The organism is Enterobacter sp. BNK-13 (genome assembly GCF_048685015.1).
GTDB lineage: Bacteria > Pseudomonadota > Gammaproteobacteria > Enterobacterales > Enterobacteriaceae > Enterobacter > Enterobacter quasiroggenkampii.
Genome location: NZ_JBLQTP010000001.1, coordinates 1,250,425 through 1,270,132, shown reverse-complemented (window position 1 = coordinate 1,270,132; position 19,708 = coordinate 1,250,425). Strand labels below are relative to the sequence as shown.

Sequence of the window (19,708 nt, the reverse complement as noted above, 5' to 3'; positions counted from 1 at the left end):
CTGTAACGTTTGTTTCATCTCATGCTCATTATTCATTAAGCATGCCAGCTTCTGCGGCAACTGGCATGAAACTTTTTATTCAGAACTGGAACAGCTTTTGCAGCACCTTGTGACTTTCAGGGTTACGAGGACTCTTCATGCAAAGTAATGTCTCCACACACGGTATGGCGGTTGCGCCCCACCACCTCGCCAGCCAGAGCGCGCTGGCGGTGCTGCGCGAAGGCGGCAGCGCCATCGAAGCGATGGTCGCGGCGGCGGCCACCATCGCCGTGGTCTATCCGCATATGAACGGGCTGGGCGGCGATGGCTTCTGGCTTATCGTGCCCCCGGAAGGCGATCCCATCGCCATCGATGCCAGCGGCGCGGCGGGATCGCGCGCGACGCTGGCCGCCTACGACGGGCTCACGCAGATCCCCCATCGCGGCCCCCGTGCGGCGCTGACCGTCGCCGGAACCGTCAGCGGCTGGGACGAAGCGCTGACGGTTTCGCGCGAGATGACCGGCAAGGCGCTGCCGCTGACCCGCCTGCTGGCCGATGCTATTGACTATGCGCAAAACGGCACGCCGGTCACGGCCTCTCAGGCCCACGCTACGGCCAGCAAGTTCGACGAGCTGAAGGACGTTCCCGGCTTCGCGGAAACCTGGCTGGTGGGCGGTAAGCCGCCGCAGGTCGGGAGCCGCTTTTACCAGCCCGCCATGGCCACGACCCTGACGCGCCTGGTGGAGGACGGTCTGGACAGCTTTTATCGCGGCCCGCTGGCGGAAGTCCTGGCGCAGGGCATGGAGACGCTGGGCCTGCCCGTGACGCTGGCCGATCTCAACGCCCACGCCGCCCGGCGCACAACGCCGCTGAAGCTCAAGCATCAGCAGGGAGAGATCTTTAACCACGCCCCGCCGACGCAGGGGCTGGTCTCGCTGGCGATACTCGGCATTACTGACCGCCTGAACATGGCGGAGGCCGACGACGCCGACACCCTGCACCGCATCGTGGAAGCCACCAAGCTGGCCTTTGGCCTGCGGGATGCCCACATCACCGACCCGCGCGCGCTGAACACCGATGTTCAGCAACTGGTGGATCCCGCCGCCCTGCAGGCGCTTGCCGACAGGATTGACGACAGTCGCGCGGCGCCGTGGGGAACCGGAAAAGGTCCCGGCGATACGGTGTGGATGGGGGTGATGGACAGCAGCGGGCTTGCCGTGTCGTTTATCCAGAGCCTTTATCACGAGTTCGGCAGCGGCGTGGTGCTGCCCGATACCGGCATCGTCTGGCAGAACCGCGGCGCATCCTTCAGCCTCGATCCCGCCCATCTTCTGGCCCTCGCGCCGGGCAAACAGCCGTTCCACACCCTGAACCCGGCGGCGGCACGTCTGAAGGACGGTCGCGTGATGGTCTACGGATCGATGGGTGGCGACGGACAGCCGCAAACCCAGGCAGCGCTCTTTACCCGCTACGTTGTTCAGGGCGTCCCCCTGCAGGAGAGCATTACCCGCCCGCGCTGGCTGCTGGGGCGCACCTGGGGACAAACCTCGGACACCCTAAAGCTTGAAGGGCGTTTTTCACCCGAGACGGTCGCGCGCCTGCAGGCACTCGGCCACGAGGTGGAGCTTTTCCCTGACTTTAGTGAAGCCATGGGTCACGCGGGCGCGATTGTCCGCCACCCCAACGGGCTGTTCGAAGGGGCATTTGACCCGCGCAGCAACGGCACAGCCGCCGGATTCTGAGGAGAAAATAATGACGACACACCAACCCGACTGGCAGGCGTACCTGGCGCAAATGGAAACCGTACTCGGCGTTGAGCTGGATGACGCCCGCCGCGCCGAGCTGCAGCTGCAGTTCAGCCGCATTGCCAGCATGGCCGCCCCGCTGATGGCGCTGCCGCTCGACGACCGTCTGGAGATTGCAGGAGTGTATAAAGCATGACGCTACACGAGATAAGTATCAGCGCGATCCAGCAGGCGCTGAGCGCGGGAGAGCTGAGCGCCCACGAGATCGCCCGACAGACGCTGGAGGCGATTGCGCGCGTTAACCCGCAGATCAACGCCTGGACCACCGTGACGGAAGCACGCATGCTCGCCGAAGCCGATAATATTGATACCCTGCGACGGGAAAAGCGTCCCCTGCCGCCGCTGGCGGGCGTGCCTTATGCGGTGAAAAACCTGTTCGACGTTGCCGGTCACACCACCCTCGCCGGGGCCGAGCTGTTCAGCCAGCGCCCTGCCGCCGCGGCTGACGGCTTTGCGGTACGCCAGCTGCGCAGCGCGGGCGGGCTGCTGACCGGGATGGTCAATATGGACGCCTACGCCTACGGCTTTACCACCGAGAACAGCCACTACGGCACGACGCGTAACCCGCACGACCTGGCGCGCATTGCGGGCGGGTCGTCCGGCGGGTCAGCGGCCGCGGTGGCTGCCGGGCTGGTGCACTTTTCACTCGGCACCGACACCAACGGGTCGATTCGCGTTCCGGCCTCCCTGTGCGGCATCTACGGCCTGAAGCCCACCTTTGGCCGCCTGTCGCGCGCAGGAAGCCATCCGTTTGTCCCGAGTCTGGATCATATCGGCCCCTTCGCCCGCCGCGTGTGTGACCTGGCGTCCGTATATGACGCCCTGCAGGGACGGGACACCAGCGACGGTTTTCAGGCCGAAAGCTCCCGGGAGCAGACGCGCCCTCTGCTCGATCGCGGGCTTGACGGCCTGCGCTGCGCGGTGCTAGGCGGCTACTTCACCACCTGGTGCGACGCGGACGCCAGAGACGCCGTGGCGCGGGTGGCGAAGGCGCTCGACGTGCAGGATGAGCTGCAGTTCCCGGACGCCGAGCTGGCGCGTTCGGCGGCGTTTATCATCAGCGCCGCCGAAGGGGGAAATCAGTACCTGCCCGCGCTTCGCCGGGAGCCGGCGCGTTTTGAGCCGCACTCCCGCGAACGCCTGCTGGCCGGGGCGATGCTCCCCTCCGCCTGGTACATTCAGGCCCAGCGGTTTCGCGCTCACGCCCGGCAGGCATTCAAAACCTTATTCGCGCAGGCCGACGTGCTGATCGCCCCGGCCACCCCGCGCAGCGCGACGCTGGCGGGCGAGCAAACCATGGAAATTAACGGTCAGCCGCTGCCCATTCGCGCAAGCATGGGGATGCTGACCCAGCCAATTTCGTTTTTGGGCCTGCCCGTGACCACCGTTCCGCTGCGCACCGCGCAGGGCGCGCCCATCGGCCTGCAGCTGATTGCCGCGCCGTTTAACGAGCAGGCCTGCCTGCGCGTCGCGCGGGTTCTGGAGGAGAGCGGCATCACCGATGCCCGTCCGGCGGAGATAGCAGCATGATGAATCACGATGACATTAACCTCCCGTGGGTGGTTGCCGAGGTGACGGCCGCGTTTTACCGCTATGAGGACGCGCTGGTGAGCAACAACGTTGCGGTGCTGGACGAGCTGTTCTGGCACGACAAAAACACGGTGCGGCTGGGGGCGGGGGAAAACCTGTACGGAATTGATGAAATCCGCGCCTTTCGCGCGGCACGCCCCGCCGCCGGGCTGCAGCGGACGCTGCGCCACACCGTCATCACCACCTTCGGGAAGGATTATGCCGTGTGCAGCACCGAGTTTACCCGGGAGAGCACAGAACGCATTGGCCGCCAGCAGCAGACGTGGGTGCGGTTTGCCTATGGGTGGCGCATCGTGGCGGCGCAGGTGAGTTTGATGGTGTAACGCTGAAAAACCTGCCCGGTGGCGCTGCGCTTACCGGGCCTACGATGTTCCGTATGTCCTGCGGGCCCTGTAGGCCGGGTAAGGCGCAGCCGCCACCCGGCAAAACATCGCACACTTACTGCTGAAACGGATGTACCTCCCGCCAGTGGTCAGCAATCTGCTGGCGGGTACAGACCCACACCCGCTCGTGCTGCTGCACATAATCGAGGAACCGCTGCAGCGCGCGAAAACGCCCCGGTCGCCCCAGCAGGCGGCAGTGCATGCCGATGGACATCATCTTCGGCGCGCTTTCCCCCTCTTCGTACAGCACGTCAAAACTGTCCTTCAGATAGGTATAAAACTGCTCGGCGGTGTTAAACCCCTGCGCGGTCGCGAAGCGCATGTCGTTCGCATCCAGCGTATACGGCACAATCAGGTGCGGTTTACGGGAGCCGTTGCTGCAGGCCACCTCCGTCCAGAAGGGCAAATCGTCGCCGTAGTAGTCGCTGTCGTAGTCAAAACCGCCGTGCTCCACCACCAGCTGGCGGGTGTTGGGGCTGTCGCGCCCGGTGTACCAGCCCGTTGGCGGCTTGCCAAACAGGTCGGTCAGAACATGCACCGCCTTGTGCAGGTGTTCGCGCTCCTGGCTGATGTCCATATTCTGATAGTGGATCCAACGCCAGCCGTGGCTGACCACGTCGTAATCCGCGGCTTTGATCGCCTCAACGATCTCCGGATGACGCGCCAGAGCCATCGCCACACCGAAGACCGTCAACGGCAGGCCGCGTTTCTGAAATTCACTGTGGATCCGCCAGAACCCGGCGCGACTGCCGTATTCGTAGAGAGAGTCCATCGACATGTGTTTGTCCGGGTAGCTGGCCGCGCCAATGATGTCCGACAGGAACTGCTCGGATCCGGCATCGCCGTGCAGAACGTGGTTTTCTGCCCCTTCTTCGTAATTGAGCACAAACTGCACGGCGATGCGCGCCTGATTCGGCCACCGCGCGTGCGGCGGGTTGCCCGCGTAGCCGCGCAGATCCCGCGGATAATCCTGTTCAAAAAGCCCCATTGCCACCCCCAAAAAATTAAAATGGATTCAATGCCTGAAAATGCCCGCTTAACGCTTTGTTCTCCGGGAACGCCAGATCCCCGTGCTTGCTGGTCGACAGCCCCAGCGCCACCAGCGATTCCACCATCTTCACCGCCGCGCTGACGCCGTCGATCACCGGCACGCGCAGTTCGCGGGTCAGCTCCTGCGCCAGCGTCGCCATGCCGCCGCAGCCCAGCACGATGGCGCCACAGCCATCCTCTTTCAGCGCCTGTATACAGCGCGCGCGCACTTTCTCCTGCGCCAGACCGCTGCCGTCTTCCAGCGCCAGCACCGGAAGGTCGATGGCGTGCAGCTCCGCACAATGGTCCTGAAAGCCATACTGGTGCAGCAGATGACGGGCAATGATCAGCGTGCGCGGAAGCGTGGTGACCACCGAAAAGCGCGTCGCGACCAGCGTCGCCATATGCATGGCGGCTTCGGCGATGCCGATTACCGGCCCCTGCGCCAGCTCGCGCGCCGCCAGCAGGCCCGGATCGCCAAAGCAGGCGATCACGTGACCGTCCACGCCCTGCTCCCTGCCTTTTTTGATCTGCTCCAGGACACCGACGGCGGCGATGGCCTCATCAAAGTGGCCTTCTATAGACGGCACGCCCGCGCCTGGGCAGACCGCGAGGATCTCCGTTCCCGGTGCCGCCACCGCGCGGGCCGCCGCGCCGATGGTTTCCGTCATGGCGAGGCTGGTGTTGGGGTTGATCACTTGTATACAGACAGACATTACGACTCCTTGTGGCCGGCAAACAGCCGGGCAAAATCAGGCAGGCACTCGCCCGCCCGCTCGAAGCAGAGGCTGGCGACGATATGTTCAAAATGGTGCATTAATGCATCGCTTAGCGGCTGGAGCGCCTTCTGGCGCAGCAGATCCACAAGCTGCTCGTGATCGTTGCAGCGGCAGCCCTGACGCCACGGCGCGCCCCAGGTGGCAATCACCAGCGAAGAACGCTGGCTCAGGCTGGTCACCATCTCAGTGAGCACCTGGTTGCCGGAGATGGCCTGCAGCTGAATATGGAAATTGGCGGAGTGGCGGATCGCCGCCGGGCCGTCATAGGCCTCGTGCGCCTGCTGCTCCTGACGAATAATGGCCTCCAGCGCGGCAAGATGCGGTGGCTGGCAGTGCGCCAGCACGTCCGGCAGGTTAGCGACCTCGAGCAGGGCGCGGGTGCGGAAGATGTGCCGCGCCTCTTCCACCGTCGGGCTGGCGACGTGTGCACCACGCTTGGGCGTCAGGGTGACCATTTGCACAGCGGCGAGTCGTTGAAGCACCTTGCGAATGCCCGTGCGGCTCACGCCAAAGACCTCGGCCAGCGCCTCTTCCGGCAATTTGCTCCCCGGCAGCAGCTGGTGTTCGACAATCGCGGTCATCAGCGCCTGGAAGATGGATTCGTCTTTATCATGCAGATCTGGCGCGGTCTGCAGGGCGTTTAGGTTGTTCATTCACCACTCCGAATTTTACTTTCCGTTATCGAATCGTATACATAAAAATAAAATATTGCATACAAGATTTATTATTTTGGCCTGGATCCTGCAACACCGTTTGCACTCCCACTCAACGGGTTTTCATTCACAGGAGCAGGTTTCATGCCAAACAGTCAAAACGCACAGCAAGGTACGGCCGCTGATTCCGGTGCGGTTTACAGCCCACGTCTTTGCAATGAGGATCTGGCACCGACGCGTGACCAGAACTGGAGCTGGTACAACATCTTTTCGTTCTGGATGTCGGACGTTCACAGCATGGGGGGTTATGTTGTCGCCGCGAGCTTCTTTACGCTCGGGCTGGCAAGCTGGCAGGTGCTGCTCTGCCTGCTGGTGGGGATTTGCATCGTGCAGCTGTGCGCCAATCTGGTGGCCAAACCTAGCCAGATGGCGGGCGTGCCCTATGCGGTGATCAGCCGTCAGGCGTTTGGCGTGTTCGGGGCCAATATTCCGGCGGTGATCCGCGGGCTGATTGCCTTCGCGTGGTACGGTATTCAGACCTATCTCGCCGCCAACGCGCTGATGCTGGTGGCGCTGAAGTTCTGGCCGTCGCTCTCTTCACTCACTACCGGCGCATTCCTGGGCCTGTCGCATCTGGGCTGGATCTGCTTTGCCATTATGTGGGTCCTGCAGGCGATGGTCTTCTGGCACGGGATGAGCGCCATCAAGCGCTTTATCGATATCGCCGGTCCGGCGGTCTATGTGGTGATGCTGGCCCTCGCCGGCTGGATTGTATACAAGACCGGTTTTGACGGGATCTCCTTTACCCTCGCCAGCAAATCCCTGAGCGCGGGCGAGCAGACCTGGCAGATGATCACCGCCACGGCGCTGGTGGTCTCCTACTTCTCCGGTCCGCTGCTCAACTTTGGCGATTTCTCCCGCTACGGCAAAAGCATGGGTGAGATCCGCCGCGGCAACCGCTGGGGGCTGCCGTTTAACTTCCTGCTGTTCTCCATCGTCACCGTAGTGATTGTCTCTGGCACCCAGTCGCTGTTTGGCCGCATGATCACCGACCCGATTGAGACCGTCAGCCGCGTGGGCAACGATCTGGCCGTGGCGATTGGCCTGCTGACGATGATCACCGCCACCATCGGGATCAACATCGTGGCGAACTTCGTCTCACCGGCGTTTGATTTCTCTAACTGCTCGCCGCAGAAAATCAGCTTCCGCACCGGAGGCATGATTGCCGCCGTCGGCTCGATCCTGCTTACCCCGTGGAACCTGTTCAACTCGCCGGAGCTCATCCACTACACCCTGGACGTGCTCGGGGCGTTTATCGGCCCGCTGTTCGGCATCCTGATCGCCGATTTCTACCTGATTAAACGCGGCAAGGTGTCGGTTGACGATCTGTTCGACGACACGCCAAAGGGCAAATACTGGTACCGCAACGGCTTTAACCCGAAAGCCATTGGCGCCCTGATCCCGTCCGTTGCCGTGGGCCTGGTCATTAGCTTTATCCCGGCCCTGCATGAGGTGGCAAACTTCAGCTGGTTTATTGGCGTCTTCCTCGGCGGCGTCACCTACCGCTGGCTGGCGCGGGAAGAGCGCGAGACGGCAGGTGCGACGTCGTTTGGCTCCCGCGTGGCGACGCAAAAAGAGTAACCTTTCCCTTCGGCCGCAGCATCTCTGCGGCCCGTTCATTCTGGCACCGTTCTTGCTGAGCCTTCTAACCCCCGCTACGCACACACGAAGGCAGGAACCATGATGGAATACCAGACTGCGATACGCGGTGCTTTTTTTGATATTGCCCGGGTCTGCGACAGCGCAGACGCCATTGCCCAGCACGCGCGCTACCTTGAGGACGGCCTGCTGTTTATCCAGCACGGAAAAATTCTGGCACAGATGCCGTGGCAGGAGGGCGAGCAGTATCTTGACCCGCACAAAGGCTATACCGACCTGCGCGGCAGGCTGCTGCTACCCGGTTTTGTGGACACCCACGTCCATTATCCGCAAACGGAGATGATTGGCGCCTTTGGCGAACAGCTGCTGGAGTGGCTGACTACCTACACCTTCCCGGTGGAAAGCCAGTTTGCCGATGAGGCCTACGCAAAAGAGATCGCCGAATTTTTCATTAACCAGTTGGTGAGCAACGGCACCACCACCGCGCTGGTGTTTTGCACGCTGCATCCGGAATCGGTCGAGGCACTGTTTACCGAGGCCCTGCGCCTGAACATGCGCCTTATCGCCGGAAAGGTGATGATGGACAGGCACGCGCCGGACTACCTGAGCGAAGACGCGAAGCAGAGTTACCGGCAGACCCGGACGCTGATCCAGCGCTGGCATCACCGTGGACGGCTGGGCTATGCGATTACGCCGCGCTTTGCACCGACGTCATCACCCGAGCTGCTTGCGGCGGTCAGCCTGCTCAGAGAGGAGTTTCCGGACACCTGGCTGCAGACCCACCTGAGCGAGAACCCCAACGAAGTGGCCTGGGTGAGCGATCTCTGGCCGGAGCATGAGCGCTATCTGGACGTGTATCACCACTACGGCCTGACCGGCGAGCGCAGCGTGTTTGCCCACGCGATCCATCTGCACCACAGCGAGTGGCAGTGCCTGCATGACACCGGCTCGGCGGTGGCGTTTTGCCCCACCTCGAACCTGTTTCTCGGCAGCGGGCTGTTTCGCCTGCCCGCCTGCTGGCAGCACAGGGTGCGGATGGGCATCGGCACCGACGTCGGGGCGGGTACCACCTTCAGCATGCTGCGCACGCTGGGGGAGGCCTACAAGGTGGGCCAGCTTCAGAGCTACCGCCTGCGCGCCAGCGAGGCGTTTTATCACGCCACGCTGGGCGGCGCGCACGCCCTCCGGCTGGACGATAAGATTGGCAACTTCGCGGCAGGCAAAGAGGCGGATTTCGTGGTTATCGACCCCGACTTGACGCCGCTGCAGCGCCTGCGCAATCGCCGCTGCCAGGATATCTACGAGCAGCTTTTCGTGCTGATGACCCTCGGCGACGAGCGCAACATCAGTGAGACCTGGGTCAACGGCGAGCGGGTGTGGTCAACTGCCCCGGTAGGTTGACCATCCGCCGGGGGCAATCACAAACGGCAGATGGAAATGCTCGTCTGCCGTTTCTCCCGTCACAAACTCAATGTGCGCGCAGGGGTAGATTGTCTCCCGGCCGGTATCGCTAAACCACGCCCCAATCTCCGCCACCAGCCGATAGCGGCCCGCGGGCAGAGAGGGAACGAACGCGGCGATGCGTCCCTGAACGTTGGTCACGCCCGTGGCCAGCGTCTTCCCGTCCTGTTGCAGATGAACCGTCACGCCCTCTGCGGGCTTGCCCGTCGAAATATCGAGGATATGGGTGCTGAGTGTGCTCATTCGTGAATGACTCCTTCCAGTCGCAACAGCGTAATTTCCCGCAGCTGTTCCAGCGCGGCACGGATTTCCTGCGCGTCGCTGTTCTCCAGCCGCGCGTGCAGGGCCTGTAATATCTCCTCGCCGCTGCGTCCCTTCGCGCGGATCAGAAAGACGCGCCCAAAGCGGGCTTCATAGCGGGCATTACCTTCACGCAGCGCCTTGGTAAGGGCGCTATCGCGATCGTTCACCGCGCCCTGTTCCTGGCGTGACAGTGCCGCCTCCGCCGCTGAGCCCGCAGGCTTTTCCCCGATGCGCGGATGGGCGCTCAGGGCTTGCGTTAAGGCCGCTTCATCCCAGCGTTGCGTCAGGGCCTGCGCCGCAATGAACAACGCGTCCCGGCTCGAATAAGGCCGCCCACTCACCAACGCGTCGGCCCAGCCGGGTATCGCCACACAGGGCTGAAGCAGCGTAAAAGCGTCTTTCTCAGGCAGCTGATTGAAGTCGTGCAGTGCGATCATAGGTTCTCCTTGATTATCCTCCTTCAGGTTAGTGCACAAACCACGCCACTCTTGAGACAAACGTGAAACAGTCGATTCCGGATGGCTGACCAGGAAATTTTTGATTCATAAAAAGGCACGCTCACCGCGTTTGCGCACCTTAGCAGTGCAAACATCTCCCTCACAACGCCGTTTTCACCACTCTGCAGCCTGGTACGCAAATTGCTGAATGTCTTTACACCCTGCAAAAGGAGAGAAGCATGAGAGCAATCGTTATTGGTGCGGGTATTGGCGGCCTGAGCGCCGCCGTCGCGCTGAAGAAAGCGGGCATCGACTGTACCGTGTTTGAAGCCGTAAAGGAGATCAGGCCCGTCGGGGCGGCCATCTCCATCTGGCCGAACGGCGTGAAATGCATGCAGCACCTCGGCATGGGCGACATCATCGAGACCTACGGCGGGCCGATGCGTTTTATGGCCTATAAGGATTACCGGCGCGGCGATACCCTGACCCGCTTTAGCCTTGCCCCGCTGGTTGAGCGTACGGGCGGACGTCCCTGCCCCGTCTCGCGCGCTGAGCTTCAGCGCGAAATGCTGGACTTCTGGGGGCGCGACAAGGTGCAGTTCGGCAAGCGCGTCGAACGCGTCCATGAAGACGAGGCTGGCGTGAGCGTCACCTTCACCGATGGCAGCACAGCTGCCGGGGATTTCCTGATTGCCGCCGACGGCAGCCACTCGGCGGTTCGCCCGTATGTGCTGGGGTATACCCCCGAGCGCCGCTACGCCGGCTACGTGAACTGGAACGGGCTGGTGAAGATTGACGAGGAGATCGCCCCGGCGCACCAGTGGACCACCTTCGTTGGCGAAGGCAAACGGGTGTCGCTGATGCCCGTCTCCGGTGGACGCTTCTACTTCTTCTTTGACGTGCCGCTCCCTGCGGGTCTGGCGGAGGATCGCACTACCCTGCGCGCCGATCTCACGGGCTACTTCCGCGGCTGGGCGCCGCCGGTGCAGACGCTTATCGCGGCGCTGGATCCTGAAACCACCAACCGGATTGAAATCCACGACATTGAGCCGTTCGACAGCCTGGTACGCGGCAACGTCGCGCTGCTGGGCGATGCCGGGCACAGCACCACGCCGGATATCGGCCAGGGCGGCTGCGCAGCGATGGAAGACGCCGTGGTGCTGGGGGAATGCCTGCGTGAAAACCACAACATCACGCTGGCGCTTCGGCAGTACGAGGCGCTGCGCTGCGACCGGGTGCGCGACCTGGTGCTGAAGGCGCGTAAGCGCTGCGACGTCACCCACGGCAAAGACATGGCATTGACGCAGGCGTGGTATCAGGAGCTTCGCGAGGAGACCGGAGAGCGCATCATCAACGGTCTGTGCGAGACCATTCAGGGCGGCCCGTTAGGCTGAACGTAAGAGGGATAATGATGAAAAGAGAACCGACTCCACCCGCCCACTGTACGTTTGAGCCAGAGGACTGGCTGCGTCTGGCGAAATGCTGGCATCCGGTCGCGCGTGCCTGCGACGTCGGTCCGGCGCCGGTCAAAGCGACGCTACTGGATGAACAGCTGGTGATTTACCGCATTAACGACCAGGTCGTGGTCGCCCGTGACGTTTGCCCGCACCGCGGCGTGCCGCTGACGCTCGGCTTTCACGACGAGCACGGGATTATCTGCCCCTATCATGGCTTACGCTTTGGGGAGGACGGGCGCTGCAACCGTATTCCCTCCAGCCCCGACCAGCCCGTTCCGGCGAAGCTGAACCTGATTAACTACGCCGTGAAGGAGCGGTTCGGGCTCATCTGGACCTGCCTGGCCTATGATCCGGAAAACCCCGCGCCGCTGCCCACCATGCCGCACTGGGATGACGACGGATTTCAGCAGATTAACTGCCCGGCGTTTGAGGTCAACGGCTTTGCCGGACGTCAGGTAGAGGGTTTTCTGGACGTGGCGCACTTTGCCTGGATCCACACTGATACTTTTGCGGACCCGAATAACCCGCTGGTGCCCCACTATCAGCCGCAGGAGACGCCGTTTGGCTTCGTGGCGGATTACTGGAGCTCCGTGAGCAACTATCCCGCCAGTTCCCCCGTGCAGGCTCCGGAAGGGTTCCAGTGGTTGCGCCATTTTGAAATGCACCTGCCGTTCACCGCCACCCTGACGATTCATTTTCCGGGTGAATCAAGACTGGTCATTATGAACGCCGCATCGCCGGTGTCATCGCGCGTGACCCGCATGTTCGCCCCTATCGCCCGCAATTTTGACCTGCATATTCCGGTGGAGGATGTGCATGCCTTCAATCTGCGGATTTTTGAAGAGGACCGTCTGATGGTGGAAACCCAGCGTCCGGAAAGCCTGCCGCTGGACCTGACCCTGGAAGCGCATATCCCCGCTGATAAAAGCTCGATTGCCTACCGTCGGGGACTGAAGAAGATGGGCTTTGGCGAGTTTTTCCTGGTATGACGGAGGCCGATATGCTGAGCGTAATTGTTGACGGGTTGTGGCGCGAGGGCGACAAAAGCCTCGCCGTCAGGCTGGTGGCGGAAGACGGCGAAGCGCTGCCACCGTGGCAGCCCGGCGCACACATTGATGTTCACCTGCCCTGCGGCGTGGTTCGCCAGTATTCCCTGACCGGAGCGTGTAGCGGTGAGAGCTACCTGATCTGCGTGGGGCGAGAAACCGCCTCGCGTGGCGGGTCGCGCTACGTTCACGAGACGCTGCGTCCCGGGCAGAAGCTGATGATATCGGCCCCGCGCAACCTGTTTCCGCTTCAGCAGGCAGAGCGGGTTTTGCTCCTGGCTGCGGGAATTGGCATAACGCCGCTGTATGCGATGGCTCTGCAGCTGAAGGCGACCGGAACGCCGTTCACGCTGCACTACTACGTCAGGAACCGGGAAAGCGCGGCGTTTATGCGCGAACTCTCGCTGTGCGATGAGTGCATCATTCATACCGCCAGCCCGCGCACAGTGCTGGCGGAACATCTCCCAGCGGCCGAATCGGGCCTTCACGCCTGGATCTGCGGACCTGCGGGGTTTATGGAAAAAGTGCGTGAGGTCGCCACGGCAAAGGGATGGGATGACGCCCATCTTCACAGCGAGGCGTTTCAGCCCGTTGCGCCCGCCGCAGGCGGTGAAACCGGGGAGATCTTTACGGTCAAGCTGGCCTCCACCGGGGAGCGCTGGCCGGTGCCTGCGGATAAAACCATCGCCCAGGTGCTGCAGGAAAATGGCGTGGCGGTCCCGCTTTCCTGTGAGATGGGGATCTGCGGAGCCTGCCTGACGCCGGTGATTGACGGCGTGGTGGATCACCGGGATAGCGTGCAGTCGGAGGCGGAAAAAAGCGCAACGGACCAGCAGGTGGCGCTGTGCTGCTCACGGAGCCATTCCGGGGAGCTGGTGATCGGGCTGTAAACCGTCTGCACACGCTTTTTTGCCGGGTGGCGCTGCGCTTATCCGGCCTACAATCCGTAACAATATCAATACATTGCACTATTCATTGTAGGCCCATGCAAGCGTAGCGCCGCCGGGCGAAACTTACAAATCGCGCTTTGCCAGCCCGTAAACGGGCTCGCTATCCTGCCACGCATAATCAATATGGCTGGCCTGCTCGCGCGCCAACGCGTCATCGCCCTGCAATCGTGCCGCCAGGGTAAAGGCGAAATCAAATACTTTACCCAGCCCACGGCCGCTCAGCAGATTGCCGTCTTCGACAACGTCGGCATCAACGTAGATGCCATCGCTGACTGTTTTCCACAGATCGCCGGAGCAGACATAGCGACGCCCCTTCAGCAGTCCATTGCCGCCTAGTACGCGGGCGGCGGCGGAACAAATTGGGCAGATATATTTGCCCGCTTCATCGTGGCGGCGGACGAAGGCAATGACCTCCGCGCTTTTCGCCAGGTTAATGCTGCCTTGCGGGCCGCCCGGTAACACCACGGCGTCAAAGGTCCGGTCGAGGCTGGCCTGCAGAGTACTGTCCGCCACCATAGGGATGGCGTGATAGCTCACCACTTCGCGACTCTCGCCGCAGGCAATCGTCTGCACCGAAATATTCAGGCGGCGCAGGATATCGATAGTGACAATCGCTTCCCCCTCTTCAAAACCAGGGGCTAATAGCACGGCTACGCTTTTCATTTTGCTCTCCATTGCTTAAGGGTTACCAGTACGGGTGCCAAATCTGTCGCAGCCGCGCCAGCAGTTCAAGATAGAAATAGTCTCCCCAGCTACAGCACTGATCGACGCCCTTACCGCTGCCCATATGATAAACCGAGTGCTGCAGCAGCCCTTCGGTCGGATCGTCGTCGTGAGCAAGGTAGTTATCGGTCAGCGACAGCGCAATACGCAGCGCCATCTCTTCATAATACGCACGGTTTGCGTCGAGCGTCGGCAGCGCCTTGACCAGCTCCAGCAGGCCACAGGCGGCAATCGCCGCCGCTGAACTGTCGCGCACGGCGTCGGTACCGAGCAGCGCCAGATCCCAGTGGCAAACATCATCTTCCGGCAGACGGTTGAGGAAGTAATGCGCCAGGCTGCGGGACAGCTCCACCATCTGCTTATCGCCGGTGTGCTGATAGCTAAGCAGGAAGCCGTAAATGCCCCATGCCTGGCCGCGCGACCAGCACGAGGTATCGCTGTAGCCCTGATGGGTGTTGCCAAAGCGCGGCTCACCCGTCTGCACATCCATATAGTAAGTGTGATAAGTCGAGGCATCTTCACGCACGATATAGTTCGCGGCCTGTCCGGCATGAGCCGTCGCCGCCTGCGCATAGCGCGGATCCCCGGTCTGTTCGCTGGCCCAGTACAGCAGCGGCAGGTTCATGTTGCAGTCGATGATCATTCTCCCCTGCTGCTCCGGGTCGTTTAAATCACCCCACGCCTGAATAATGTTGGCCGTCGGGTTAAAACGCTCCATCAGGCGCTCGGCTGCCAGCAGCGCCGACTGGCGAGCGGCTTCGTTACCGGTGAGGCGCCAGGCGCTGATGCAGGAGAGCGAATAGAGGAACCCGAGATCGTGCGTTGCGGTGTCGATGCGCTGCTCAATACGCCGGGCGAACGACGGTAAATAGCGTTCGGCGGCTTCGCGATAATGCGCTTTGCCGGTCATCTCCCACGCCAGCCACAGCTGGCCAGGCCAAAAGCTGGTGGTCCATTCCACGTTATCGGTGCGCGGCCAGACCCCCTTCTCACAGGCCTCACCGGGGAACTTATCGCCGAAGGCGACAATATTGTTGTCGAGCTTGCGCGTGACGCGGGCTAACGCCGCTTCCAGCTTCTGGCTCAGTGCCAGGCGATCGACCTGATGCAGTTCGATCGGCCGCAGCGCTTCGGTGATAACAGATTTGGTCATAACAACTCCTGAATTAATGTTTGGCCGGTTCAACCGGGGCGGTATCTAAAGCCGGAGCAAAGGATCGTGAGTCATCGCGCGTCGACTGGCAGCGCGACAGCGTAAAGGCGGAAATCAGCGTAAATACCAGGGCGCAGCTGCCCATCAGCAGATAGGTATGCTCAAAGCCAATCTTGTCGTACAGATAGCCGGCAGGTGGGGCGACCACAATCGAACCCACGTAAATCATCGCCTGGTAGCCCAGCAGGTACATCGTGGCGTTAATCCGACGATGGAAATGTTCGGCGATGTATTTGAAGACGGAGATGAGCAGCAGCGCGATCTCGACGCCATAAAACGGTTTGATGATGGAGATAACAATCGGGTCACTGGTCAGCCCGGAGGCGATCAGCCGTGCCCCGACCACGCAGCCGCAGAACAGCAGGCCGCGCTTAGCGCCGTAGTGGTTCACCAGCCACGGGATAAACATCATCATCACGAACTCCATCCCCGACTGGACGGTACTCAGGTAGCCGTACCAGGCATTCCCCTGCTCTTTGGTGGCGAAGAACGAGACGAAGTAGCGCGGGAACTGCTGTTCGGCGATAAACATCATCCACGCCACACCGGCGACATAGAGGCTGAACATCCAGAATTTGCGGTTTTTCAGGAGCATCAGCACATCGGCGAAGACGATCTTATTAGCGGAAATGACGCTGTTATTGCGCAGCTGCTCATCGCCGATTTTGAGGCTAATCAGCACCAGCAGCATCAGTACCGAGGTACCGCTGCTGAGGAGAAAGTTGGCCAGCGGGGTGACGTTAAACAGCAGCCCGGAGACCGACGCCGCCATCGCCCAGCCCAGTGAACCCCACATTCTGATGCGGCCAAACTCCAGCCCGTACAGGCGGCTAAAGCGGTCGGCGTAAGATTCAGATGCCGCCACACCGGCGTACCAACCCAGGCTGAGATACAGCGCGCCGATGATAATCCCCGCCATCGCATGGCTTTGCAGCAGCGGCTGGTAAACCAGCGCAAAAAACGGCGCCATCAGCGCAGAAATGGCGCAGACAAAATAGAGCAGCCACTTGCTCATGCCGATTTTGTCCATGATGTAGCCGTACACCGGCTTCAGGACCACCGCGAAGACGCCATTTATAGCGAACACGCTGCCGATGGTGACGCTATCGAGGCCCACTTTCTGGCTCAGCCACAGGGCGTACAGGCCAAAGCTGGATGACCACGTGAAGAAGTAAAGGAAAATAAAGGTACTCATTTTGTACTGCGCGGCGCGTACGGACGATGATGTGCTCATAGCGATGCCTCCGGAGCCAGAAGGAGCGTCGTTTCTTGTCGTGCCGTCACGAAGCGTACCGCGTCATCGCTAATGAAGGCCTGCGGGCAGCGTTGCGGATCGAAGTCGGCGGCATTTCCCGCCCACACCGCGCTGATTAACACATGCGTACCGGGGTCGAGCTCGCCGCGCAGCACCGGCACCGCCGCGCGCTCGGCGAACAGCAGATTACTGTTTGGCGGCGTCAACACCGTCTCGCCGCGGCGAGCGTGCGGATGTAAACAGAAAATGGCTGAGACATCCCGGGCATTGCGTAGCCAGCAGGCGCCATCACTTTCGTGTACCTGCGGCTGCGGGCGGTTTGCCAGGCTAAAGCCGCCTTCCGCGCAGTCCAGCGCGCGCCGGGTATTGATACGATGAACGCGCAGTTGCCAGTCGCCCAGCGCCAACAGCCAGCTATCAATCACCACGTCGTGCCACGGCAGCCAGCGGCTATAAATAGTGCCGTCAGCGGTGACCACGTGCTGACATTCGCGACGGCCACGCCAGTAGTTGTCCTTTTCGGCCAGCAGCAGCATCGAATCGGGCGCGGCATGGTTCAGGCCGTAGCGGCCGCGTTCGATGGTGAAGCCAAAGCGGGTGGAATAGGCAAATTTGCAGTATTTCGCTTCGGTGTTCACGAAGTTGTTCAGCTCCAGCTGGCCGGACGTCAGCATCCACAGGTGGTCGGCCTGATGTACCACCACCTGATCCGCGTGGGCTATCGTGTGCTGCGCGGGCAACGGCGGCAGCGGCAGCTCAGCCGCCTGCCAGAAGGCATCGCCCTCATCTAATGCCAGCACCAGCAGGGTTTTCAGGCCCCAGTACGGCGACCCCGGCGCGTTGTAGTCTTCCGCCATCGCCAGGTTCGGATAGCTGTAACCGACGCTCAGTACGCCGTCGCGGTCGAATATCGGCTGCTTCAGCCACCAGCGCAGATGACGCAGGACGATGCCCTTCATCACGCCGGACGAAAAGACTTCCAGCCCGGCGAAGGCCGCCGCACTCCAGAACGCCGCCTCGGCAAAGCGGTAGGTCAGGCTACGGCCAAACGGGATCGCCGCGCCGTCTTCAGCAAAGAAATGAATGAAGTCAGAGGAGAAACGCGCGGCCCGATCGCGCAGCGTTGCACAGCGCTTCGGATCGACCCCGGCCATGAGCTTCGCGTAAATCAGGCCATAGAAATGGAAGCCCATTGAGATGTAATAGTCGCGCGGCCGTCCCGGACCATCGGAATACCAGCCATCGCCGAGGTAGTAGTGCTCCATGGCAGCAAAATGATCTTCCAGCGCCTGCGGGTTGGTCGGCATGCCGCAATAATGGAAGCCGACCTGCACCAGAATCGGGAAGAAGTGCCAGTTGTTATCGGGGATTTCCTGGGTCTCGCACTGCTTTAGCCAGCGCCATAAATGCTCTTTCTCCGTCTCAGTGAAGTGTGCCAGTACGGTTTCACCCGCCAGCGCCAGCAGCAGCCCGTAGGCTGCCATCTCGACGATTCGCTGATCGTAAGGCCCGACATCGCCCCAGTAATCGGCATGCTGCGGATTGGTGCCGTTTTTTATCGCCTGTAAATAGAATGAGAAGTGCTGCGGCTCGCTGCCGCCAGCCAACAGCGGCGTAACGCCCCACAGCAGGCGGGAAAACGTTTCCATGCTCGCCACCTGCTGACCGTAGTGAGCGGTAAAGTTCGCTAAATCAATGCGGCTGGCGTCTTTTTTAAACCAGGGCGCCACCGCGTTCAGCATGTCGTTGACCAGCCGTAGCACCTCTTCCCGGCTTGTCAGTGGATTATCCAGATGAATATTTTCAGGTTGCACAGGGTCCTCCCGCATTACACGAGGGTAGAGATAAGTTATTGTTATTAGGCTTTTTTAAAGCCACGAGTGCGACGTCTGAATGAAGAGTAACTGCTTTTATTCCTGGCGCTGAGTGAGCAGACTCACAAAATTAAACCGCCATTTCATTTTTTCTGGATTTTGTCGAACGCGAGGGGGATAAATTACAAATGATGGCCTAAAAATTTAAATCTGTTGTTCTGGAGGTTATATGGGTGAAACGCAACTACTGGAACGCATTACGCTCGATCGGCAGGCCATTTCTTTTAACCGCATGTACACCACCAGTGCGATTTACTACCACTGGCATCAATGCGTTGAATTGCTCTATATCTCCAGCGGCTACGGCATCGTGGTGGTGGATAACCAGCACTACACCGCCCGTCCGGGGCGACTCTTTATCTTCCCGCCCTTCCGTTTGCACAAAGTGCAGGTCGATCATAGCGATAAGAACCCCTATCACCGCACGACCATGCACATTGAGCAATCGGTCGTCGAAAGTGCGCTCGGCGCCTTCCCGCGCCATCAGGCCCGGTTCGCCGCGCTGGCCGCCAGCAATCTGCCAGCACAGATTTACGATCTCAGCAATCACGCGGCGTTTATCGAGAGGATCCTTGAACAGTTTCAGCGCCTGGAGGGCAACGAGCAGACAGAGGCCTGCGAGGTGGCCTTTCTGATGATGCAGCTCATGACGTTTCTGCCCGAGCAGCCGCAGCCCTACCCGCCGCGCCAGCAGACCGTCGCCTCGCGGATTATGAGCTGGGTCGAAGCCCACTATGCCAGCAAGTTTTCGCTCGACCAGTTAGCCCACGACCTGGGGCTTTCACGCAGCTATACCTCACGAATTTTCCGCCAGCAGACCGGCGGTACCATCCACGAATATTTGCTGACCCGGCGAATAAAAAGCAGCTGCGAACTGTTACGGTACAGCGATGAGCCTGTTGACGCTATTGCCCTGGCAGTCGGGTTTAGCGAGGTGACCTATTTCATTACCTGCTTTAAAAAGATGATGCGTCAGACGCCACTGCAGTATCGGCGCAGTATCCGCTGCACCAGGATTCTCTCTCAGGGCGATTTTGGACAGGTTTGCTGAACCTCCAGCCTGGCCGGAGGTTTTATGCACAAAAAAACCCAGGTCGCATAACGACCTGGGT

Annotated in this window: 18 protein-coding genes and 1 pseudogene; 10 read left to right on the top strand and 9 right to left on the bottom strand. The window is 61.1% G+C overall.

Annotation, left to right across the window (positions count from 1 at the left end; translation table 11 throughout):
* The first annotated feature begins 137 nt into the window (after positions 1-137).
* Genes hpxW through hpxZ form a run of 4 tightly spaced genes read left to right on the top strand, consistent with a single transcriptional unit; the run spans position 138 to position 3,697 of the window.
* Entirely contained in the window at positions 138-1,721 is a 1,584-nt protein-coding gene (gene hpxW, locus ACMGGQ_RS05970; RefSeq protein WP_420289715.1) for an oxamate amidohydrolase, read from the top strand.
* Positions 1,722-1,731: 10 nt separating this feature from the next.
* A complete protein-coding gene (hpxX, locus tag ACMGGQ_RS05965; protein ID WP_024909607.1) occupies positions 1,732-1,920 on the top strand; it encodes an oxalurate catabolism protein HpxX in 189 nt (62 codons plus the stop codon).
* Positions 1,917-3,314, top strand: a complete 1,398-nt coding sequence (locus ACMGGQ_RS05960; protein WP_420289714.1) for an AtzE family amidohydrolase — start codon at positions 1,917-1,919, stop codon at positions 3,312-3,314. Before hpxX ends, ACMGGQ_RS05960 begins: the two co-directional genes overlap by 4 nt.
* Positions 3,311-3,697: an oxalurate catabolism protein HpxZ gene (gene hpxZ / locus ACMGGQ_RS05955; RefSeq protein ID WP_277718579.1), complete on the top strand. Its 387-nt coding sequence runs from the start codon at positions 3,311-3,313 to the stop codon at positions 3,695-3,697. The genes ACMGGQ_RS05960 and hpxZ overlap by 4 nt, the downstream gene beginning before the upstream one ends.
* A 115-nt stretch (positions 3,698-3,812) precedes the next feature.
* Here hpxZ and puuE read toward each other — a convergent pair whose 3' ends face one another.
* From puuE to ACMGGQ_RS05940, 3 genes and pseudogenes are all read right to left on the bottom strand, one after another.
* On the bottom strand, positions 3,813-4,712 hold the full coding sequence (gene puuE, locus ACMGGQ_RS05950) for an allantoinase PuuE (protein ID WP_235830433.1): 900 nt from the start codon (positions 4,710-4,712) through the stop codon (positions 3,813-3,815).
* A pseudogene (locus tag ACMGGQ_RS05945) lies at positions 4,633-5,502 on the bottom strand (aspartate/glutamate racemase family protein); the annotation flags it as partial. The gene puuE and the pseudogene ACMGGQ_RS05945, both read right to left, overlap by 80 nt.
* On the bottom strand, positions 5,502-6,218 hold the full coding sequence (locus tag ACMGGQ_RS05940; protein WP_048222414.1) for a GntR family transcriptional regulator: 717 nt from the start codon (positions 6,216-6,218) through the stop codon (positions 5,502-5,504). The pseudogene ACMGGQ_RS05945 and the gene ACMGGQ_RS05940, both read right to left, overlap by 1 nt.
* 144 nt (positions 6,219-6,362) lie before the next feature.
* Between ACMGGQ_RS05940 and ACMGGQ_RS05935 the strand changes: the two genes are divergently transcribed.
* Positions 6,363-7,859 carry an NCS1 family nucleobase:cation symporter-1 gene (locus tag ACMGGQ_RS05935; protein WP_008499855.1) on the top strand — a complete coding sequence of 499 codons (1,497 nt, stop codon included), beginning with the start codon at positions 6,363-6,365 and terminating at the stop codon, positions 7,857-7,859.
* A gap of 99 nt (positions 7,860-7,958) precedes the next feature.
* Positions 7,959-9,278, top strand: a complete 1,320-nt coding sequence (gene guaD / locus ACMGGQ_RS05930) for a guanine deaminase (protein WP_420289713.1) — start codon at positions 7,959-7,961, stop codon at positions 9,276-9,278.
* Here the strand turns inward: guaD and uraH are convergent.
* The gene (gene uraH, locus ACMGGQ_RS05925) at positions 9,258-9,581 is read right to left on the bottom strand and encodes a hydroxyisourate hydrolase (RefSeq protein WP_063621334.1); all 324 of its coding nucleotides are present in this window, start codon (positions 9,579-9,581) and stop codon (positions 9,258-9,260) included. The genes guaD and uraH overlap by 21 nt on opposite strands.
* Positions 9,578-10,078: a 2-oxo-4-hydroxy-4-carboxy-5-ureidoimidazoline decarboxylase gene (gene uraD / locus ACMGGQ_RS05920; protein ID WP_420289712.1), complete on the bottom strand. Its 501-nt coding sequence runs from the start codon at positions 10,076-10,078 to the stop codon at positions 9,578-9,580. The genes uraH and uraD overlap by 4 nt, the downstream gene beginning before the upstream one ends.
* Before the next feature lie 239 nt (positions 10,079-10,317).
* On the opposite strand from uraD, the gene hpxO reads away from it, so the two are divergent.
* Genes hpxO through ACMGGQ_RS05905 form a run of 3 tightly spaced genes read left to right on the top strand, consistent with a single transcriptional unit; the run spans position 10,318 to position 13,471 of the window.
* Positions 10,318-11,472 (top strand): FAD-dependent urate hydroxylase HpxO, encoded by a 1,155-nt coding sequence (hpxO, locus tag ACMGGQ_RS05915; protein WP_069719480.1) that lies wholly within the window; start codon positions 10,318-10,320, stop codon positions 11,470-11,472.
* 14 nt (positions 11,473-11,486) lie between these two features.
* Positions 11,487-12,524 (top strand): molybdenum cofactor-independent xanthine hydroxylase subunit HpxD, encoded by a 1,038-nt coding sequence (gene hpxD / locus ACMGGQ_RS05910; RefSeq protein WP_420289711.1) that lies wholly within the window; start codon positions 11,487-11,489, stop codon positions 12,522-12,524.
* 11 nt (positions 12,525-12,535) lie between these two features.
* Positions 12,536-13,471, top strand: a complete 936-nt coding sequence (locus ACMGGQ_RS05905) for a PDR/VanB family oxidoreductase (RefSeq protein ID WP_420289710.1) — start codon at positions 12,536-12,538, stop codon at positions 13,469-13,471.
* Between the two features lie 123 nt (positions 13,472-13,594).
* Here ACMGGQ_RS05905 and ACMGGQ_RS05900 read toward each other — a convergent pair whose 3' ends face one another.
* The 4 genes from ACMGGQ_RS05900 to ACMGGQ_RS05885 are packed head-to-tail and all read right to left on the bottom strand — an operon-like array spanning position 13,595 to position 18,536.
* Positions 13,595-14,194 (bottom strand): DJ-1/PfpI family protein, encoded by a 600-nt coding sequence (locus ACMGGQ_RS05900; RefSeq protein WP_167212539.1) that lies wholly within the window; start codon positions 14,192-14,194, stop codon positions 13,595-13,597.
* A 22-nt stretch (positions 14,195-14,216) separates the two neighbouring features.
* Positions 14,217-15,407, bottom strand: a complete 1,191-nt coding sequence (locus ACMGGQ_RS05895; protein ID WP_045908342.1) for a glycoside hydrolase family 88 protein — start codon at positions 15,405-15,407, stop codon at positions 14,217-14,219.
* A 13-nt stretch (positions 15,408-15,420) separates the two neighbouring features.
* Positions 15,421-16,701 carry an oligosaccharide MFS transporter gene (locus tag ACMGGQ_RS05890; protein ID WP_262801879.1) on the bottom strand — a complete coding sequence of 427 codons (1,281 nt, stop codon included), beginning with the start codon at positions 16,699-16,701 and terminating at the stop codon, positions 15,421-15,423.
* On the bottom strand, positions 16,698-18,536 hold the full coding sequence (locus ACMGGQ_RS05885) for a DUF2264 domain-containing protein (RefSeq protein ID WP_420289709.1): 1,839 nt from the start codon (positions 18,534-18,536) through the stop codon (positions 16,698-16,700). Before ACMGGQ_RS05885 ends, ACMGGQ_RS05890 begins: the two co-directional genes overlap by 4 nt.
* 229 nt (positions 18,537-18,765) lie before the next feature.
* Between ACMGGQ_RS05885 and ACMGGQ_RS05880 the strand changes: the two genes are divergently transcribed.
* Positions 18,766-19,647, top strand: coding sequence for an AraC family transcriptional regulator (locus tag ACMGGQ_RS05880; protein ID WP_048222395.1), 882 nt, complete (start codon positions 18,766-18,768; stop codon positions 19,645-19,647).
* Positions 19,648-19,708 lie beyond the last annotated feature (61 nt).

What these genes read in the sequence shown, in the direction of transcription:
- hpxW (WP_420289715.1), top strand. Translation starts at nt 138, where the DNA reads ATGCAAAGTAATGTCTCCACACACGGTATGGCGGTTGCGCCCCACCAC.
- hpxX (WP_024909607.1), top strand. Translation starts at nt 1,732, where the DNA reads ATGACGACACACCAACCCGACTGGCAGGCGTACCTGGCGCAAATGGAA.
- ACMGGQ_RS05960 (WP_420289714.1), top strand. Translation starts at nt 1,917, where the DNA reads ATGACGCTACACGAGATAAGTATCAGCGCGATCCAGCAGGCGCTGAGC.
- hpxZ (WP_277718579.1), top strand. Translation starts at nt 3,311, where the DNA reads ATGATGAATCACGATGACATTAACCTCCCGTGGGTGGTTGCCGAGGTG.
- ACMGGQ_RS05940 (WP_048222414.1), bottom strand. Translation starts at nt 6,218, where the DNA reads ATGAACAACCTAAACGCCCTGCAGACCGCGCCAGATCTGCATGATAAA.
- ACMGGQ_RS05935 (WP_008499855.1), top strand. Translation starts at nt 6,363, where the DNA reads ATGCCAAACAGTCAAAACGCACAGCAAGGTACGGCCGCTGATTCCGGT.
- guaD (WP_420289713.1), top strand. Translation starts at nt 7,959, where the DNA reads ATGATGGAATACCAGACTGCGATACGCGGTGCTTTTTTTGATATTGCC.
- uraH (WP_063621334.1), bottom strand. Translation starts at nt 9,581, where the DNA reads ATGAGCACACTCAGCACCCATATCCTCGATATTTCGACGGGCAAGCCC.
- uraD (WP_420289712.1), bottom strand. Translation starts at nt 10,078, where the DNA reads ATGATCGCACTGCACGACTTCAATCAGCTGCCTGAGAAAGACGCTTTT.
- hpxO (WP_069719480.1), top strand. Translation starts at nt 10,318, where the DNA reads ATGAGAGCAATCGTTATTGGTGCGGGTATTGGCGGCCTGAGCGCCGCC.
- hpxD (WP_420289711.1), top strand. Translation starts at nt 11,487, where the DNA reads ATGATGAAAAGAGAACCGACTCCACCCGCCCACTGTACGTTTGAGCCA.
- ACMGGQ_RS05905 (WP_420289710.1), top strand. Translation starts at nt 12,536, where the DNA reads ATGCTGAGCGTAATTGTTGACGGGTTGTGGCGCGAGGGCGACAAAAGC.
- ACMGGQ_RS05900 (WP_167212539.1), bottom strand. Translation starts at nt 14,194, where the DNA reads ATGAAAAGCGTAGCCGTGCTATTAGCCCCTGGTTTTGAAGAGGGGGAA.
- ACMGGQ_RS05895 (WP_045908342.1), bottom strand. Translation starts at nt 15,407, where the DNA reads ATGACCAAATCTGTTATCACCGAAGCGCTGCGGCCGATCGAACTGCAT.
- ACMGGQ_RS05890 (WP_262801879.1), bottom strand. Translation starts at nt 16,701, where the DNA reads ATGAGCACATCATCGTCCGTACGCGCCGCGCAGTACAAAATGAGTACC.
- ACMGGQ_RS05880 (WP_048222395.1), top strand. Translation starts at nt 18,766, where the DNA reads ATGGGTGAAACGCAACTACTGGAACGCATTACGCTCGATCGGCAGGCC.